General features: G+C 66.4%; 12 protein-coding genes. 7 read left to right on the forward strand and 5 right to left on the reverse strand.

Annotated features, from left to right (window positions below):
- Positions 1 to 77 precede the first annotated feature (77 nt).
- Positions 78 to 836: a Coq4 family protein gene (locus AC1DQR_RS01600; RefSeq protein ID WP_416052486.1), complete on the reverse strand. Its 759-nt coding sequence runs from the start codon at positions 834 to 836 to the stop codon at positions 78 to 80.
- A gap of 181 nt (positions 837 to 1,017) precedes the next feature.
- Between AC1DQR_RS01600 and AC1DQR_RS01605 the strand changes: the two genes are divergently transcribed.
- Positions 1,018 to 1,722 (forward strand): Crp/Fnr family transcriptional regulator, encoded by a 705-nt coding sequence (locus AC1DQR_RS01605; protein WP_416052487.1) that lies wholly within the window; start codon positions 1,018 to 1,020, stop codon positions 1,720 to 1,722.
- A gap of 28 nt (positions 1,723 to 1,750) precedes the next feature.
- Here AC1DQR_RS01605 and AC1DQR_RS01610 read toward each other — a convergent pair whose 3' ends face one another.
- Genes AC1DQR_RS01610 through AC1DQR_RS01620 form a run of 3 tightly spaced genes read right to left on the reverse strand, consistent with a single transcriptional unit; the run spans position 1,751 to position 7,008 of the window.
- The gene (locus tag AC1DQR_RS01610) at positions 1,751 to 4,570 is read right to left on the reverse strand and encodes an Hsp70 family protein (RefSeq protein WP_477132388.1); all 2,820 of its coding nucleotides are present in this window, start codon (positions 4,568 to 4,570) and stop codon (positions 1,751 to 1,753) included.
- 9 nt (positions 4,571 to 4,579) lie between these two features.
- Positions 4,580 to 6,427 (reverse strand): Hsp70 family protein, encoded by a 1,848-nt coding sequence (locus AC1DQR_RS01615; RefSeq protein WP_477132389.1) that lies wholly within the window; start codon positions 6,425 to 6,427, stop codon positions 4,580 to 4,582.
- Complete coding sequence (locus AC1DQR_RS01620; RefSeq protein WP_477132390.1) at positions 6,424 to 7,008, reverse strand: DUF2760 domain-containing protein; 585 nt, start codon at positions 7,006 to 7,008, stop codon at positions 6,424 to 6,426. Before AC1DQR_RS01620 ends, AC1DQR_RS01615 begins: the two co-directional genes overlap by 4 nt.
- 346 nt (positions 7,009 to 7,354) lie before the next feature.
- On the opposite strand from AC1DQR_RS01620, the gene AC1DQR_RS01625 reads away from it, so the two are divergent.
- Positions 7,355 to 7,573 carry a hypothetical protein gene (locus AC1DQR_RS01625; RefSeq protein WP_043355000.1) on the forward strand — a complete coding sequence of 73 codons (219 nt, stop codon included), beginning with the start codon at positions 7,355 to 7,357 and terminating at the stop codon, positions 7,571 to 7,573.
- 284 nt (positions 7,574 to 7,857) lie between these two features.
- Positions 7,858 to 10,095: an NADP-dependent isocitrate dehydrogenase gene (locus AC1DQR_RS01630; protein WP_477132391.1), complete on the forward strand. Its 2,238-nt coding sequence runs from the start codon at positions 7,858 to 7,860 to the stop codon at positions 10,093 to 10,095.
- A gap of 118 nt (positions 10,096 to 10,213) precedes the next feature.
- Here AC1DQR_RS01630 and AC1DQR_RS01635 read toward each other — a convergent pair whose 3' ends face one another.
- Positions 10,214 to 11,215 carry a Bug family tripartite tricarboxylate transporter substrate binding protein gene (locus tag AC1DQR_RS01635; protein WP_416052492.1) on the reverse strand — a complete coding sequence of 334 codons (1,002 nt, stop codon included), beginning with the start codon at positions 11,213 to 11,215 and terminating at the stop codon, positions 10,214 to 10,216.
- 262 nt (positions 11,216 to 11,477) lie between these two features.
- Here AC1DQR_RS01635 and AC1DQR_RS01640 point away from each other — a divergent pair, with 262 nt between their 5' ends.
- The 4 genes from AC1DQR_RS01640 (at position 11,478) to AC1DQR_RS01655 (ending at position 17,818) form a co-directional block, all read left to right on the forward strand.
- The gene (locus tag AC1DQR_RS01640; RefSeq protein WP_174423586.1) at positions 11,478 to 11,987 is read left to right on the forward strand and encodes a sigma-70 family RNA polymerase sigma factor; all 510 of its coding nucleotides are present in this window, start codon (positions 11,478 to 11,480) and stop codon (positions 11,985 to 11,987) included.
- Positions 11,987 to 13,033: a FecR domain-containing protein gene (locus tag AC1DQR_RS01645; RefSeq protein ID WP_477132392.1), complete on the forward strand. Its 1,047-nt coding sequence runs from the start codon at positions 11,987 to 11,989 to the stop codon at positions 13,031 to 13,033. Before AC1DQR_RS01640 ends, AC1DQR_RS01645 begins: the two co-directional genes overlap by 1 nt.
- A 111-nt stretch (positions 13,034 to 13,144) precedes the next feature.
- Entirely contained in the window at positions 13,145 to 15,370 is a 2,226-nt protein-coding gene (locus AC1DQR_RS01650) for a TonB-dependent receptor (RefSeq protein ID WP_477132393.1), read from the forward strand.
- Between the two features lie 3 nt (positions 15,371 to 15,373).
- Entirely contained in the window at positions 15,374 to 17,818 is a 2,445-nt protein-coding gene (locus AC1DQR_RS01655; protein ID WP_416052495.1) for a TonB-dependent siderophore receptor, read from the forward strand.
- Positions 17,819 to 17,825 lie beyond the last annotated feature (7 nt).

Below are 17,825 nucleotides of genomic sequence, written 5' to 3' on the forward strand. Positions count from 1 at the left end.
ATGCAAGCCTACTACGGCCTCAGGCCCATGCCGCTGCCGTGGCTGGGCCCCAAAGGCCCGTAGGCAGCGCCCGGAGCTTAGTCGGAAGACAGCGATTGCGAAGCCGCGCCCTGTGGCTGGCATTGCGCGGCCTGGCTGGCCGCCTGGTACAGCACGGGTTCGAGAATGCCCAGCCGCGCGCGCGCCGCCTCGAGCGGCTCATGCAGCAGCGTCTCGTAGTCCTCGGCCATCAGCCACTTCGCCTTGCGTCCATGCCGATATCCCTCGACGACGGCGCGCAAGTACGCGGTGTTGCCAGTCTTGCGCAGGCTCTGCAAGGCGGTAGCAACGGCGATGAATGCCCAGCCGAGGGCGCCGGTCTGTGCGTAGCTGAACGCCACCAGCGCCGCTTCGCCCATGGTCTCGTTGGCCTTGTAGCCGGTCAGCACATGCCAGATGTCGTGGATGTCACGGGTTCGCCTGCCGAACCAGGCGTAGGGATCCTCGACCAGCGGCTCGCTGTTGAGGTTTGAAATCGCGGCAAGTCCGGCGGCGCTGTAGCCCGTTTGCTCCAGGAACGCGCGGTAGGCGGCGCCGAGCGTGCCGGGCGCGAAGCTGGCGATGAACGCCGGGTCGGAGAAGCGCTCCGTCAGTTCAACGCGAAGATAAGCCAGCCGCCGCCCGCTCGTGGTCCTCAGGAGCCGCGCGTAGTTCTTTGGCGCGGACGGGCCGTTGAGGGCGCGCATGATGAGAAACACTTGCGTGGTGTCGTCTCCGTTTGCCAGCAGCTTGCGGATCGCACGGAATGCGGCTGGAAAGTCACGCTTATAGAGAGCGGGGGAGGTCGCTACGTCCATTGCCTCGTTCCTCTTATCGGGGTTGTTGCCGGGGTTGTTGCCGGGATGGCGAAGTCGCCGGTGCTTCGGGTCTTCAGGGTTTCCAGGGTTTTCATTCAGGTCCCTGATCGCAATGAGCGATCTTTGCAGGGAATGGCCGACTACAATGTCGTCTTCCTGACATAAGACTACGATTGGCGCTGTGTCAAAGTCATCCACCCCCGAAGACCACCTCGCTGCCCTGCGATCCAGCGTATGGTTCGCCGGTCTTGCCGCTGATTTTCAACGGTGGATCGTGGCGCACGCCAAGCTCAGGTCGCTAGCTGCGGGCCAGCGACTGTTCGCGCACGGGGACCCGGCGGATGGCCTGTACTTTGTAGTGGCTGGCGCCATCCGCATGACCAGTTCCTCCGCCGATGGCAAGGAGGCACTGCTGGCTTTTGCGGAAACGCCGCAATGGTTCGGCGAGGTTGCCTTGTTTGACGCCTTGCCGCGCGCCCACGATGCCTGGATCGAGTCCGACGTGGTGCTGCTGCATATCGACCAGCAGGATGCGGTGCGGTTTCTCGACGAAAATCCGGTGCACTGGAAAGCGGTGGGCCTGCTGATGGCCCCAAAGCTCAGGCTGGCGTTTGAAGCGATTGAGTCGTCCGTGCTGATGCCTGTGCCGGTCCGGCTGGCGCGCCGCTTGCTGGCCATCGCAGGCGGCTATGGCGAGCGCCATGGCCTGAGCAAGCGGGTGATCAACGTGCAGCAAGAGCAACTCGGCTTGATGCTGTCGGTTTCCCGGCAAACGGTGAACCAGATTCTCCGGGATTTCGAGGCGCAGGGCCTGGTGCAGCGCACGCGCGGGTCCATCGAGATCCTGGATCTCGCGTCGCTGCGAAGATTCGCGGAGGTCGGCTAGGCCATTTGCCGGCCCGCCGCGATTGCACTCAGGCCACGATCAGCGTCAACCCCGCTGGCAGCGACTCGCCAAAAACTCGTCCTTCATCGGCCTCATCGAGTTCCACCGTTGCGCGCACCATGTCGATCCAGCTACGTGGCGCGTTGGCGGCCTCGAGCCGGCTGACCACGCGCATGCGGATCTCCAGCGGCAGGTCCCGCGACCGGTCCCCTGTCATGCGGGCGATCTGCACGGCGGCGAACGCGGCCGGCTCGACCTTCTTCCAGTCGAGCGCAAGAATCGCCTCCAGCCATTGCGAGCCAACCTCTGGCGGCACGACACTGTGCGCGCTGCCGTAGAACGGCCGGCGCGCGCCGATGCGGCCCACGGCCCACCAGCTTTGAAGGTTCTCCGAGGGCTTCTTGAGCCGGGCGAGCAGCCACTCGGCGACTTCGATCTTGCGCTCGACGGGCACGCGTTCCAGCGATCCCGCGAGTCGCACCATGTCGGCGTAGCCGGCCTTGGCGGCGCCGCCGGGGCGCTTGTAGCGCGCCGTGCCCGGGGGCTGCAGGTAGAAGGCGATGTCGTCCAGCAAACGCAACTGCGCGCTTTCGTCCAGGCCGCCGGCGGTGCGGCGCCACAGCGTCCACCATTCCGACCAGATCTGGCTCTCGTTGACGTACTGGATGCCTTGCTCGAACAACGACCAGAGCTGCCCGGCGCGCCACTCGTCCAGCGGGTAGCCGAACCCCGGCCGCATGCAATAGCCGGCAAGGTTGAGCCAGAGGCGCTCATGGTCTGCCGTGCGGCGGCGCCGGCGCGCGCGTTCCCACAACGTGCCGAACAGGGCACGCAGCAGCGCGCTGTCCCATTGGTCGCGCGCGCCCAGCAGTTGCTCCAGTTGCGCGCGCAGGCGCTTGACTTCCTTGGGGCCAACGTCTTGCGAGCGGGCGCCAAAGGTGCGGTCGATGCATTCGATGGCCTGGGCCAGGGAGGGATGCGGCGCCTGTGTCGCCGTGTCTGCCGCTGGGGCATCGCCGCGCAACTGGAACTCGAGCAGCCAGCGCTGCGAAGGATTGGCGATCTCGCTGCAGTGCACTTCCAGCGTGCCGACTTCGGTGAGCGATGTGGTGAGTTGCACCAGCGTGTCTCGCGCGTCGCTGGCGCCGCGCGGTTGCACCACGGTGGCGATCGGCGGCAGGCGGACGAAATCGCCGCTGGCGAGGTCGGCCAGTTCTCCCGGCTGATAGGGCGTGTCGGCGACGGAGGAGACCAGGTGGAAGCGTACCGGATGCCCGAGGCGCAGGGAGAAGGTGCGATCCTTGAGATGGATCTCCTGGCCGTCTTCGGTGCCGCGCGGCAACAGGCAAATGCCGCGCTGTGCCTGCGCGGCATCACCGTTGTCCAGCACGAGGAAATAGCTGCGCGGCGAGCCCCCGCCGATGCGCGGCGCATGCCCGGCGCGGGCCAGCGCGAACGCCACCGCGCCACGGGCGACCGCCACGTCGGGGTTGTCGTTGTGCAGCACATGCAATGGCGCCCGGCGCCAGGCGCCAAGCGTGCACGACAAACGCCCCGTCAGCGCCGCGGCGCGGAACACGCCGCCGTTGAGCAGCAAGGTGTCGGGCATCGGTGGCGCGTCGTCTGGCGCTTCTGTTGCATCCTGTGCGTTCGCGATGCGCGACTGGGCCGCGTGCTGGCCCAGGAAGGCCGCAACGTGCCGGGTGATCGCCGGGTCGGCCGCATAGGGCAGGCCAAATTCGACGATGCCACCCCGTGAGCGCCCCGGTCTTTCGCCGGCCGAAACGGCTGGGAAAAACCCCTCGACAATGATCTGCTCGATCTCCTGCCGGGTAACTTCGACGGAGCGCGCGCCGCCGATCAGCCGGGAGCCCGAACCGAGCAGTGTGATCGTGACCGCGTCCGGCGCCTGCGTGCTGAGTAGTTGCTCCTTGGCGGCACGGCATCGCTCGACCAACTGCGACAGGCTGCCCGCCGACAAGCGCGAGTGCGCCGTGGCGATGCGCGACTCGACCAGATGCGCGAGGGCGAGGTCCATGTTGTCGCCGCCGAGCATCAGGTGATTGCCAACCCCGATCCGGGTCAATTGCGGCTGGCCGTCCTGCACCTCCACCTTGATCAGGGTCAGGTCGGTGGTGCCGCCGCCCACATCGCAGATCAACACCAGCCGCGTTTGCGCCAGGTCGGCCGCTAGCGTTTCGCGATGATGGAACACCCAGTCGTAGAATGCCGCCTGGGGCTCCTCCAGCATGCGCAGCGCGGGCAGTCCGGCCATGCGCGCGGCTTCCAGCGTGAGGGCGCGCGCGCCTTCATCGAACGAGGCGGGCACGGTGAGCACCACGTCCTGGTTCTCGAGCCGGGCATCGGGGAAACGGTGGTTCCATGCCGCGCGCACATGCGCCAGGTAGCTGGCGCTGGCCGCCACCGGCGACACCTTGCCGACTTCGTCGGCGGCGCCCCACGGCAGGATCGGCGCCACGCGGTCGACCGACGCATGCGACAGCCAGCTTTTGGCGCTGGCGACCAGCCTGCCGGGCACTTGCGCGCCCAGCGTGCGCGCAAGGCGGCCCACCACGACCTGGCCCGATGCAGTCCCGTCCGTCCCCTCGGCCCCATCGGCCCCATCGGCCCCATCGGCAACTTGCCACGGCAACTGCAGATCGCTGGCATTCAGCTCCCCCGGCGCCGCGTGGTACCGCACGGACGGCAGGAGTGGCCGCGTGGCCACCTCGCCCAGGCTCACCAGTTGATCGATGTCGAAGACGCGGATGTCCTCCACCCCTGCCTCGCCATAGGCGACGACCGTGTTGCTCGTGCCCAGGTCAATGCCGACGCTATACCGCTTCATGCATGGCACTCAGGCATTCGCGCTGCCGCGCACGTCGAACTCGACCTTCCAGCGCTCGCCCGTGCCACGGGGCACGGCTTCCAGCTCCAGCGTGCCGGCCTCCGTGATGCGGGCATGCAGCTTCACCGGCACGACTTCGCCAGGCGTGCGGCCTTCGGGCGGCAGCGTGGCCTGGATTTCATCGAGCTCTTGCAGGTCTTCGGGCCCCCAGAAGTCGAGCAGGGTGCCTACCTGGTCCTGGCGGCGCACCGACGAGCCGAAGAAGCGGAAGTGCACGGGTTCGCCGACCACGAGCCCGAATTCCTGCTCCGGCAACGGCGCCTCGGTGCCTTCCTCCATGCCGAAGGGCGCCACGCACAGCGCCTGGATGGGCGGCTCGAAGCCCGGGATGGCGGGCATTGCCGATTCCACCGCAATGTAGTAGGCCCGCGCGGTGCCGCCGCGAATGCGCACGCCCTTGCCGCGGCGCACGTAGCCGTAGTAGGCGGCGCCACGCGCGACAGCCAGGTCCAGGTCGGCGCCCCCCAGCAGGCGCGCGGGGGCCGAGCCTTCCGCGGCGAGCCAGCCGTTGAGCGTCTGCAGGATGCGCTCGACCAGCAGGGCGGACTTGAACACGCCGCCGTTGAACAGCACCGCCGTGGGATGCAGGAAGGTCGCGCCCGGCGCCGCCTTGCCTGCCAGGCCTTCCATCTCGGCCAGCGCTGCCACCTGGCGGCCCAGGAACGCCGCCAGATGTCGTGTGATGGCCGGGTCCTGCGCGTACGGCAGGCCCAGTTGCGTCAGCCCGGCGCGTGCCCGGCTGACCGGGCGGGCAGAGCCATCCACCTGCGGGAAAAAGCCTTCCAGGATGATCTGGGTGAGCTCGGCGCGGGTCAGCTCCGTGCGGATCGAGCCGCCGATGAGCTTGGAGCCGCGGCTCGGCACGACCAGCGGCACCGCGTCCGTGGTTGGGTCGCTGAGCAGGGTTTCCTTGGCGCTGCGGCAGGCATAGGTGAGCGCGCGCAGTTGCCACGGGTCGGCCTGCGTGCCTTGGGCCGCGAGCTTGCGCGCCACCACGTGGGCCAGCGCCAGGTCCATGTTGTCGCCGCCAAGCAGGATGTGCTCGCCGACGGCGACGCGGTGCAGCTCCAGGTTGCCCTCGCGCTCGATCACGGCGATCAGCGAGAGATCGGTGGTGCCGCCACCCACGTCGACGACCAGGATGATGTCGCCCACCTTGACCTCTTTGCGCCACTGGCCGCCGCTCTTCTGAATCCAGCTATAGAGCGCGGCCTGAGGCTCCTCCAGCAGGGTCATGCGGGCATAGCCCGCGGATTCGGCGGCTTCTGCCGTCAGTTCCCGCGCGGCCGGATCGAACGACGCCGGAATGGTGACGGTGATGTCCTGCTCACCGAACGGGGCATCGGGATGCGCGTGGTCCCACGCTTCGCGCAGGTGCGAGAGATAACGCACGGAAGTCTCGAGCGGCGACACGCGCGGCACTTCCGCCGGCGCGTCGTTCGGCAGGATCGCCGCGCGGCGGTCTACTCCGGGGTGGCACAGCCAGCTCTTCGCGCTCGATACCAGCCGGATCGGCGTGGCCGCGCCACGGCTGCGCGCCAGCTCGCCCACGGCGAAGTCCCGCGCGGCGTTCCACGGCAAGGCCAGGTCGCCCGGAGCCAGCTCGCTCGGATGCGGCAGGTACAAGAACGACGGCAGCAGGTCGCTGTCTTCGATAGCGCCTGGTGCGGTGAGCTGCGTGATGGGCAGGACGCCCTGGGTGGTCTTCTCGCCGTCACTGGCGGTGAGGTCGACGTAGGAGAGGGCGCAATGCGTCGTGCCCAGGTCGATGCCGATCGAGTAGCGCGGGTCGCTCATAGCTCCACCTCGGCCGGGGCAATCACGGTGGCGTCGTGGCGCTCGGCCAGCCGGGGCAGGCGGACTTCCGCCACGCGCCAGCCACGGTGGCTGATGTTGCCGTTGAATGGCGCGCTGCCGACCACGTTGCCGGTCAGCCGGATGGCGGTGGCATCGAACCCGTCGGGCACCGTTACGCGGCTGCCCTCGGCTTCCTCGCGCACCGGCCGGATGGTGAAATGCTCGCGCAGCACGGCGCGGCAACCGTCATGCACCAGCCGGGCGGCGGCACCAATTTCCGTGTCGGAATAGCCGGCGATGTCTTCCTCGACAAAATCGATGAAGCGCGCGTCGCGCTGGAGCAGGCCCAGCAGCTGGAGAGCGGCCTCCGGGCTCGCTTCCTTCAGCGCGCTCGGGGCCGGTGCCGCGGCCACGGGGGCAAGGGTGGGGACCGGTGCAGCGGGCGCTGGACTTGCGCCAGGCCCCGTGCCGTCACGCAGGCGCCGCACGCCCGCGGCAAGCTCGCGGTCGCCCAGGATGTTGAAAAACGTGCCCATGGCAAGAGAAATCCTGCCTAGGAAAGACATGTTCGAGTCGGTCATCAATGGCTCCAGATGTGCTCTGTTGAAGGACGAGCTGTCCCCTGGCGATGCTGTACTGGGCCCGCCCTGCCGCAGCGCAGGCGCTTGCCGGCAGGCAACGGCGTGATGCGCGCAGGTGCGGGCTCGCCCGTCAGCATCTTGTTCTTCGGGCCCGGCCGGGCCGCTCAAGGCGGTATTTTGCCCTAAGGCGCCCATGATCCGGCCAATGCGGCTCACAAAGCGCCAGGACTCTCACCAATACCCTCCCATGATGCCCGCCATGACTCGCCCTTACGCAGGGCGCTGGAGTAGCCTTTAATAGAGCAAAATAGAGTAAATGCCCGTCACGATCTGCATTGGAGCTGGGATGAAAGCGCTTTCCACCAAAGAACGGACGCGCAGGCGCCCGTCCGACAAGGTACTGAACGTTCTCGCGGCGCTCGTAGGCCTGGTTACGCTCGCAGCCGGCATCGCCTGGCTCATCTACAAGTGGCGCGTAGATCTCGAAGTTCCGTACTTTGCCATTCCGCTGGTGCTGACGGTCCCCGTGATCGCTGCCGCCGCGTTCCGCAGTTTTTGGGACTAGCGCAGCGGTTTTGTGCTTGTTAGCTGGCTTTGGGCGCAGATAGGCCCGTTGGCCTGCCAGATGGGCGCAGCGAGGCGGCAAATCCGGCGCGCCGTCCGCCCCCGCACGCGCCACGCGCCGCGCGCCTTGCCCCACGCAAAACTTGCATTTTGCGATTGCGAAGCAAAAACCCCGTGTGGTTCAGACCCCCCTGGAGAAAATTCAGGCAAAATTCGGGCATTCCTGCCGGGCTGTGACCCAGCCGGTGGCGTTCTCCAACCTATTTCTTGATCCTGAGATAAGCAATGAGTACCCAGCAACCCACCATCATCTACACGCTGACCGACGAAGCTCCGCTGCTGGCGACCAGTGCCTTTTTGCCCATCATCCGCACCTTCACCGCCCCGGCCGGCATCAACGTGACGACCAGCGACATCTCGGTGGCGGGTCGTATCCTGGGCGAATTCCCCGAATTCCTGACCGAGGCACAACGCGTGCCCGACAACCTGGCCGAGCTGGGCCGACTGACCCTGCAGCCGGACACCAACATCATCAAGCTGCCCAACATCAGCGCCTCCGTGCACCAGCTGGTCAGCGCGATCAAGGAACTGCAGGCCAAGGGCTACAAGGTTCCGGATTTCCCGGAAGACCCGAAGACCGATGCAGAGAAGGCCATCCGCCAACGCTATTCGAAGTGCCTGGGCAGCGCCGTGAATCCGGTCCTGCGCGAAGGCAACTCGGACCGCCGCGCGCCGGCAGCCGTCAAGAACTACGCACGCAAGAACCCGCACAGCATGGGTGAGTGGAGCATGGCTTCGCGCACCCACGTGGCGCACATGAAGCACGGCGACTTCTATCACGGCGAAAAGTCCATGACCCTGGACCGTGCCCGCGACGTCAAGATGGAGCTGGTCACCAAGAGCGGCAAGACCATCGTGCTCAAGCCGAAGGTGTCGCTGCTGGATGGCGAGATCATCGACAGCATGTTCATGAGCAAGAAGGCGCTGTGCGACTTCTACGAAGAACAGATGGAAGACGCGCGCAAGACCGGCGTGATGCTGTCGCTGCACGTGAAGGCCACCATGATGAAGGTCTCGCACCCCATCGTGTTCGGCCACGCCGTGAAGATTTTCTACAAGGAAGCCTTCGAGAAGCACAGCAAGCTGTTCGACGAACTGGGCGTGAACGTCAACAACGGCCTGGTCAACCTGTACGACAAGCTGGAAAGCCTGCCGAGCTCCAAGCGCGAAGAAATCATCCGCGACATGCACGCTTGCCACGAGCACCGTCCCGAGCTGGCGATGGTGGATTCGGCCAAGGGCATCTCCAACCTGCACGCGCCCAACGACGTGATCGTGGACGCCTCGATGCCGGCCATGATCCGCATCGGCGGCAAGATGTGGGGCGCCGATGGCCGTCCGAAGGACACCAAGGCCGTGATCCCGGAGAGCACGTTTGCCCGTATCTACCAGGAAATCATCAACTTCTGCAAGACCAACGGCAACTTCGACCCGGTCACCATGGGTACCGTGCCCAACGTCGGCCTGATGGCGCAGCAAGCCGAGGAATACGGCTCGCACGACAAGACCTTTGAAGTACCCGAGGCCGGCGAAGCCCGCATCGTTGACATCGCCACCGGCGAAGTGCTGCTGGTGCAGAACGTGGAAGAGGGCGACATCTGGCGCATGTGCCAGGTCAAGGACGCACCGATCCGCGACTGGGTCAAGCTGGCCGTCACGCGTGCGCGCAACTCCGGCATGCCGGCCATTTTCTGGCTGGACCCGTACCGCCCGCACGAAGCCGAGATGATCAAGAAGGTCGAGACCTACCTGAAGGATCACGACACCACCGGCCTGGACATCCAGATCATGTCGCAAGTGCGCGCCATGCGTTACACGCTGGAACGCGTCATCCGCGGCCTGGACACCATCTCGGTGACCGGCAACATCCTGCGCGACTACCTGACCGATCTGTTCCCGATCATGGAACTGGGCACCAGCGCCAAGATGCTCTCCATCGTCCCGCTCATGGCCGGCGGCGGCATGTATGAAACCGGCGCGGGCGGCTCGGCGCCGAAGCACGTCAAGCAACTGGTGGAAGAAAACCACCTGCGCTGGGATTCGCTGGGTGAATTCCTGGCGCTGGCGGTGTCGCTGGAAGAACTCGGCATCAAGACCAGCAACGAAAAGGCCAAGATCCTGGCCAAGACGCTCGACGCCGCCACTGGCAAGCTGCTGGACAACAACAAGAACCCGTCGCCCAAGACCGGCCAGCTGGACAACCGCGGCAGCCAGTTCTACCTGGCCATGTACTGGGCCCAGGAACTGGCGGCACAGACCGACGATGCGGCCCTGGCAGCGCAGTTCGCGCCGCTGGCCAAGCAACTGACCGACAACGAGCAGGTCATCGTTGGCGAGCTGTCGGCCGTGCAAGGCAAGGAAGCCGATATCGGCGGCTACTACAAGCCCGACTTTGCCAAGCTGGACATCGTGATGCGCCCCAGCAAGACGCTGAACGCCGCGCTGGCAGCCGTCAAGGCGTAATCGATGCAAGCCTGGCCGCCCTGTCACGCAGGGCGGCCATCGGCGGCAGGCACGCCTTGGGAAAGGCGAGCCGCCATGGAAGCCCCGGGTACCTGGTAACAGGTACCCGGGGCTTCTGCTATTCGAGATTCACCCTGCCGTCCTTTGCGAGCCGACGATATTGCGTTATCTCGCCCTGCACGCGCCGGCGGAAATCCTCCGCGTTGCCGCGCATGACCCAGATCGACTGCCGCTGGAAGACTGCCTCCACGGAAGGGTCCAGAAGCACCCCCTGCAATTCCTTTTCCAGCCGCTCCACCACCGCTTGCGGCGTGGCGCGCGGCGCGGCAATGCCGAACCAGAATGCATTGCCGGGCATGGCGATGCCGAGTTCGGCAAAGGTTGGCACGCCCGGATACCGCGGGGAGCGCGCCCCGGCACTGATCGCCAGCGGGCGCAACTTGCCAGACTCGAGGTAAGGCTGGGCAACGGCGATGGGGTCGAGGCTCAGGTCGATCTGCCCGCCAATGACGTCGGCGAGGATCTGCGTGCTGCCGCGATATGACACGGGGGTGATGTCCGCATGGAGGTCGGCCTCGATCATGGCGCCCACAATGTATTGCGCGGTGCCCGGGCCGGTGGTGCCGTAGGTGACGGTGCCCGGTTGGGCGCTTGCACGCGCCAGCATGTCCGCAAACGACTTGATGCCGGAGTCCGCGCGGGTGGTGAGCATGACCGGCGCCTGCGCGATGATGCCGATCGGCGCCCAGGCGCCTTCCGCCGGGATGGGCAGGCTGGTGCGCAGCGCGGGGAGCATGCTGAACGTGGTGGAACTGGCGAGTAGCAGCGTGTATCCGTCGGCGGGCGCCTTGGCGACCAGCTCCGCCGCGATCATCGTGGAAGCACCCGGCCGGTTGTCGACTACCACGGGCTGGCCCAGTCGGGTGCGCAGTTTATCGGCAATGACACGGGCAATGATGTCGGTGGTGCCGCCCGCCGTGAAAGGGACCACGAGGTGCACGGTCCGCTGTGGGAATGCTTCGGGGGCGGTCTGTGTCTGCGGGCTGGGCACCGAGGCGGCCACCAGCAGCGAAGTGGTGACCAGCCGGCGCAACGGGTCTAAGGAAAAAAGCAGGTCCATGGGCAGGTCAACTGGCGTCGGGTAGCAGCAGCTGCAGGCTGGCGTGAGCAGATAAAAACACGTTAAGCATCAAAGAATGGCGGGTATGTCGGGACTAGATGGCTTTGCCGGGCTATCGCGTCGATTCTACGTCAGATGCTGCGCTGCAATATGTGCGCCTGGCTGTGCTGTTGGTTGCACTAATCATTTTCAGCATCATATAATGCGAACCATTCTCATTTAAGTTTGGCCGTGCCAGACACTTCACTACGCAAGGGAAGCGATGGCCGCCGCCGAATCCGCGTTACAGCAACATGTCCATGCCCTCTACAGCGATCACCATCGCTGGCTGCAGGGATGGTTGCGGCGTCAGCTTGGCAACGCGTTTGACGCCGCCGACCTGGCGCAGGATGTGTTTCTCCGCTTGCTTCATCGCGAGCCGTGCGATATCAGGGAACCGCGCACCTACCTGAGCACGATCGCGCGCGGCCTTGTCATCGAGCACTGGCGCCGCCGGGAGCTGGAGCTGGCCTGGCTGGAGACGCTGGCGCAACTGCCCGCGCCGCAGGCGCCGTCGCCCGAGAGCCGGCTGCTTTTCCTGGAAACCCTGATCGCCATCGACCGCATCCTGGATGCGCTGAAGCCGCAGGTGCGCAAAGCATTCCTGTGGGCCCAGCTCGAAGGGCTGACCTGCCGGCAGATCGCGGAGCGCCTCGGCGTGTCGCTGGCTACCGCCGAGCGCTATGTCGCGGCGGCGCTGCGCCATTGCTACAGCTTGCGTTTCGGTGGTTGATGCCCGTGCGTGATCCAGCCAGGCCAGGCGAGCCGACGGCGACGGCCGGGCCGCAACCCCCGATCCCCGCGCGCATCGTCGACCAGGCCATCCACTGGATGGTCAAGCTCGACTTCGGCGAGGCCAGCGCCAGCACGCGCAAGGCATTCGCCCAATGGCACGACGCCAACCCGCTGCACGCGGTTGCCTGGCAACGCGTGCAGGCACTGCGCACCGATTTCTCCGGCATGCCGCCGGCACTGGCGCTGCGTACCCTGCAAGCTGCCGACGCCCGGCGTGGCGTGGGCGGGCTAAAGCGCAGGCAGGTGCTCAAGGTGCTGGCATTGGCCGGCATCTCGGTGGCCACGGCGGCAAGCGTGCGCGAACTGGCGCCATGGCAGCGCCTGGTCGCCGACGCGAGCACGGCCACCGGCGAGCAGCGCACCCTGCGCCTGGCCGATGGCAGCACCATCGTGCTCAACACCGATACCGCCATCAGTACCGCGCTGGGCACTGAGCGCCGTTTGGTCACGCTGCGGCGCGGGGAGATCCTGGTGACCACGGGACATGATGATGGCTTCGCGGCCAGCAGCGCAGCGGTGCGGCCGTTCTGGGTACAGACGCCGTTCGGCAGCCTGCGTGCGTTGGGCACGCGCCTTGTGGTGCGCATCGAGGACGAACGCGCCCGCGTTACTGTGCAGGAGGGCGCCGTGGAACTGCACCCGGCTGCGGGCGGGGCGACCGACGTAGCGCGTGCGGGGACGACCTGGTGGCTTGCCAAGGCCGGCAGCATGCTGGCGCCGCCGCAGCCGTTCGAGGCGGACGGCTGGGCCGATGGCGTCATCGCGGGCAAGGACATGCGGCTGGCGGACGTGCTGGCCGAGCTGTCGCGCTACCGCACCGGCCACATCGCCTGCGATCCGCGCGTGGCCGATTTGCGTATCTCGGGCGCGTATCACGTGCGCGACACCGATCGGGTGCTGCGCTTCCTGATGCAGGCGCAGCCGATCACCGTGGTCTATCGCACGCGCTTCTGGGTTTCGGTTGGCCCGGCGGGAGGGCATTGACTCCATGCCAGGCGTGTCCGAAAAAATATGTCAGGAAGATTGAGGGGATTTCGATTCTCGACCGGCCTACAGCGTAGGAACTCAGATTAAACGCTGCCGGAGAAAGGAATCATGTCTGCAACTCGTTATGCCACTGTTATTGCCGCCGCGCGCCCACCCCGACCCAAGCCGTTTGCGCTCGCCGTGCACCACGCTATGGTCTGCCTTGCCATGGGCGCAACCGTGGCGCCGCTTGCCGTGAGCGCACAATCGCAGGTGGCCCTCGCCGCTCCCGCGGATGCCGCGCCGACCCTGCCGGCGGTAACCGTCACCGCCGGCGCCGAGACGCCGGGCGAGCTGCCACAGTCCTACACGGGCGGCCAGGTGGCGCGCGGTGGCCGCCTGGGGCTGCTGGGCAACAAGAGCGTCATGGACACGCCGTTCGCCGTCACCAACTACACCGCGCAGCGCCTGGCGGACCAACAGGCCATCACGCTGGCCGAAGTACTGAACAGCGATCCGTCCACGCGCTTCACGGGCCAGGTTGGCGGCGTGACCGACTCTTTCTATATCCGTGGCTTCCCGATCAATGAGGGCAACCTGTCCGAGATCGCGTTCGACGGCGTGTACGGCGTGTCGCCGAATTACCATCTGTTTACCGAGTACCTGGAGCGGGTCGAAGTGCTGAAGGGGCCGGCCGCCTTGCTGTACGGCATGTCGCCGAACAGCGGTGTCGGCGGCGTGGTCAATGTCGTGCCCAAGCGCGCGCTGGCGACGGACCTGACGCGTTTCACGCTCGACTATGCGTCCGACGCGCAGGTGGGCGGCGCGGTGGACCTGAGCCGCCGTTTCGGCGAGGACCGCGAGTGGGGTATTCGCTTCAACGGCCTGCACCGGCAGGGGCCGACGGCGCTCGACAACCAGAAGTCGCGCGCCGAGGTGGCGGCACTGTCGCTCGACTACCGCGGCGAGCGCCTGCGGGCCTCGCTCGACCTGATCGAGCAATACCAGTGGGTCGATGCGCCCACGCGTCCCTTCCTGATCACAGCCGGCGTGCAGGTGCCGTCGGCGCCGGACGGCAGGCGCAATGTCAGCCAGCCCTGGGGCTGGTGGAAGTCCAACGATGTGTCGACGCTGCTGCACGCGGAATACGACCTCACCGACAACGTGACGGTGTTTGCCGATGCCGGCGGTACCCGCTCGGACGTGGCGCGCTTGTCCGACCAGACGCCAACCATCCTGAATTCGGCCGGCGCGACTTCGTCGGCCGTGCAGAACTGGAAGTTCCAGGTCAACCGCTCGAGCTTCGATACCGGTGTCAGGAGCAAGTTCGAGACCGGGCCGGTCAAGCACGCGCTGGCGCTGCAGGCCAACCTGTATATGGACCGTTTCGCCAGCGCCAACGTGTCCGGCACGCCTGTCACATCCAATATTTACGCCCCGGCCGACCGCCCGGCGCAGAACATTGCCGCGCCGCAAAGCGTGCCGAAGGTGTCCGACTCCACGCTGTCGGGCCTGTCGCTGGCCGATACCTTGAGCGTGCTGGACGACCGCCTGCAGTTCACCCTTGGCCTGCGCTACCAGCAGGTCAAGTCGAGCAACTATGCTGCCACCGGCGCGAAGACAGCTTCGTACGACGAAAGCGCCGTCACGCCGCTGGCCGGCATCGTCTTCAAGCCCTGGCACAACGTCTCGCTCTATGCCAACTACGTGGAGGGGCTGAGCAAGGGAGACATCGCGCCGGCGACCGCGTCGAATGCGGGGCAGGTCTTTGCGCCGTACAAGACCAAGCAGCAGGAGGTGGGCATCAAGCTCGACTCGGGCAAGGTGATGGCGACGCTGGCCGCGTTCCGCATGACCAAGCCCAGCGGCCAGTTGTACGGGACGGTCTATGCCATCGACAGCGAGCAACGCAACCAGGGGCTGGAGCTGACCGTGTCGGGACAGGCCTACAAGGGCGTGCGCCTGCTCGGCGGGCTGACCCTGCTTGACGGCGAGCTGACCAGGACCAACAGCGCAGCCACCCTTGGCAACCGCCCCGTGGGCGTGCCTACCGTCATGGCCAACCTCGGCGGCGAGTGGGACTTGCCGTGGGTTCCGGGCCTGACGCTGACCGGCGCGGTCAACTACACGGGCAGCGAGTACGTCAATCAGGCGAACACGCAGCAGGTGCCGTCGTGGACAACCGTCGACCTCGGCGCGCGCTACAAGACGTCGATGTACGGCAAGTCCACGACGTTCCGGGCGGGTTTGTTCAATGCATTCAACCGGAAGTACTGGTCCGGGGTGGCATCCTACGGCACGATCTCGCTCGGCGCGCCGCGGACCTTCATGGCTTCCATGAGCGTGGATTTCTAAGCATTGGCCGCACGACGCCTCGCGCTTTGCAGCGCCTTCGCTGGTCTTGTCCTGGGCTTGGGCGTGGCGCCGGATGCGGTGTTCGCACAGGCGAGCCCGGCGGTAAGCCAGGTGGTAAGCCCGACGGCGAGCACGGGTCAGGCGCGGATGTTCGCCATCGCGCCCGGCCCGCTTTACGCGGTCCTCAATCGTTTTGCCAGCATCGGCGGCATCGATCTTTCCTATGATGCCGCGCTGCTGGGCAGCGCCCAAAGCCCGGGATTGAATGGCATCTATACCGTGCCGGACGGGCTGAGGGCGCTGTTGGCGGGCAGCGGGCTCGAAGCGCTGGAAGTGCCGGGAGGCGGATTCTCGTTGCGCAAGGCGCAGGCGGTCTCCGGCACCCAGGCTGCGCCGTTGCTGCCCACGGTCACGATCTTCGGGGCGGCCGCAGCCGCGAGCGATCTGCCCCCGGCGCTTGCCGGCGAGCAGGTCGCGCGCGGCGCCAGGCTCGGGCTGCTGGGCAACATCGACATCATGGACGCGCCGTTCAGCATCACCAGCTACACCGCCAAGGCGATCGAGGACCAGCAGGCGCGCACGGTGGGCGATATGGTGGCCGTTGATTCGTCCGTGCGCTATGTCAGCCAGCCTGGTGGCATCCTGGACGCCTTCACGATCCGCGGCTTTCCCGTAGGCAATGGCAACTTCGGCGAGATCGCCTTCGACGGCATGTACGGCGTGGCCTCCAACTACCGGGTATCGACCGGCTACATCGAACGCGTCGAGCTGATCAAGGGCCCGACCGCCATGCTGATCGGCATGGCGCCCAGCGGCAGTGTCGGCGGTGGCATCAATATCGTGCCCAAGCGGGCGAACGGTCCCGACCTGACCCAGGTCACGGCCGACTATGCCGCGTCATCGCAGCTGGGCGGTAACCTTGACGTAAGCCGGCGGTTTGGCGCGCAGCGGCAGTTCGGCATTCGCTTCAATGGCAACTATCGGGCGGGCGACACCAACCTGGACAACCAGTCGCGCCGCGCCGGTGCTGGCGCGCTGGCACTGGACTACCAGGGCGAACGCCTGCGCGCGACGCTGGATTTCATCGACCAGCAGGAGAAGATCACCGCGCCATCGCGCCTCTTGCATATCGTTTCCGGCATCAACGTACCCGATGCGCCCAACGGGCGGCGCAATGTCTCGCAACCCTGGGAACACTCCAGTATCCGCGACCAGTCCCTGCTGGTGCGGGCGGAATACGACATCGGCGGCAAGCTCACCTGGTTCATCGCCGGCGGCGGCGGCCGTACCCGGGTGGCCAGGCTCTTTGCCATCACGCCCACCATCATCAACGAGGCCGGCGATATTGCCGTGCTGGACTCGAACTACAAGTTCAACGTAGCCCGCACCACCGTGGACACGGGCCTGCGGGCCCGCTTCGACACCGGGGCGGTGAGCCATCACCTGAGCATGCTCGTGAGCGACTATCGGGACCAGCTGGAGCGCAGCTTCCACAACGCCACGACCACCTCGCTGACCAACCTCTACCAGCCCGTGTCGCTGCCGGTGCAGTACATCGCAGCGCCCACCAGCGTGCCGAAGGTTTCCCAGACGCGGCTGTCCGGCGCGGCCCTGGCCGATACGCTATCGATGCTGGACAAGCGCGTGCAACTGACGCTGGGGCTGCGCCATCAGCAGGTCACGTCGGACAATTTCAGCGCCGGCGGCGCCATCGCTTCGCACTACGACCAGGGCGCCTGGACGCCGATGCTCGGCCTGGTGGTGAAGCCTTGGCAACACGTCACGCTGTATGCCAACCGCGCGGAAGGGTTGAGCAAGGGCGACACTGCCCCCGGCAGCGCCAGCAATGCTGGCGAGGTATTCGCACCTTACAAGTCAAGGCAGCTTGAGTTCGGCGTGAAGGTCGAGCAGGGCGGGATGATAGCGACCGTCAGCGCATTCCAGATATCCAAGGCAAGCGGCCAGATGTCCGGGACGCTGTTCGCCGCGGACGGCGAGCAGCGCAATCGCGGGCTGGAGTTTGGGCTAGTTGGTGAGGTGGTGGCCGGAGTGCGGCTGCTGGCCAGCGCTACTGTGCTCGATGCCAGGATTGTCCGCAGCAGTCGCCCCGAGTTGGCCGGCAAGGCCGCTGTCGGCGTGCCGACGCTGCAAGCCAACCTGGGCGCCGAATGGGATGCCGGTTTCGCGCCCGGTCTCACTCTGGCCGGCGGGCTGGCCTACACGGGACGGCAATATGTCGACCAGGCCAATACGCAGAGTATCCCGCACTGGACCCGCGTCGACATCGGTGCGCGCTACCAGACTACCGTGGCGCGCAGGCAGACCACCTTCCGCCTCAATGTCCGCAATGTCTTTGACAAGCATGACTGGGCGGCGGTTGATGCCTACGGCGGGCTGGCGCAAGCCGAGCCGCGCACGCTGCTGCTTTCGGCGACGATGCGCTTCTGAGGCAGTT

This window comes from Cupriavidus sp. 05L411, assembly GCF_056398045.1.

Coding starts and splice junctions, on each gene's coding strand:
- AC1DQR_RS01610 (WP_477132388.1), bottom strand. CDS start 4,570: ATGAAGCGGTATAGCGTCGGCATTGACCTGGGCACGAGCAACACGGTC.
- AC1DQR_RS01600 (WP_416052486.1), bottom strand. CDS start 836: ATGGACGTAGCGACCTCCCCCGCTCTCTATAAGCGTGACTTTCCAGCC.
- AC1DQR_RS01650 (WP_477132393.1), top strand. CDS start 13,145: ATGTCTGCAACTCGTTATGCCACTGTTATTGCCGCCGCGCGCCCACCC.
- AC1DQR_RS01615 (WP_477132389.1), bottom strand. CDS start 6,427: ATGAGCGACCCGCGCTACTCGATCGGCATCGACCTGGGCACGACGCAT.
- AC1DQR_RS01645 (WP_477132392.1), top strand. CDS start 11,987: ATGCCCGTGCGTGATCCAGCCAGGCCAGGCGAGCCGACGGCGACGGCC.
- AC1DQR_RS01620 (WP_477132390.1), bottom strand. CDS start 7,008: ATGACCGACTCGAACATGTCTTTCCTAGGCAGGATTTCTCTTGCCATG.
- AC1DQR_RS01630 (WP_477132391.1), top strand. CDS start 7,858: ATGAGTACCCAGCAACCCACCATCATCTACACGCTGACCGACGAAGCT.
- AC1DQR_RS01625 (WP_043355000.1), top strand. CDS start 7,355: ATGAAAGCGCTTTCCACCAAAGAACGGACGCGCAGGCGCCCGTCCGAC.
- AC1DQR_RS01640 (WP_174423586.1), top strand. CDS start 11,478: ATGGCCGCCGCCGAATCCGCGTTACAGCAACATGTCCATGCCCTCTAC.
- AC1DQR_RS01635 (WP_416052492.1), bottom strand. CDS start 11,215: ATGGACCTGCTTTTTTCCTTAGACCCGTTGCGCCGGCTGGTCACCACT.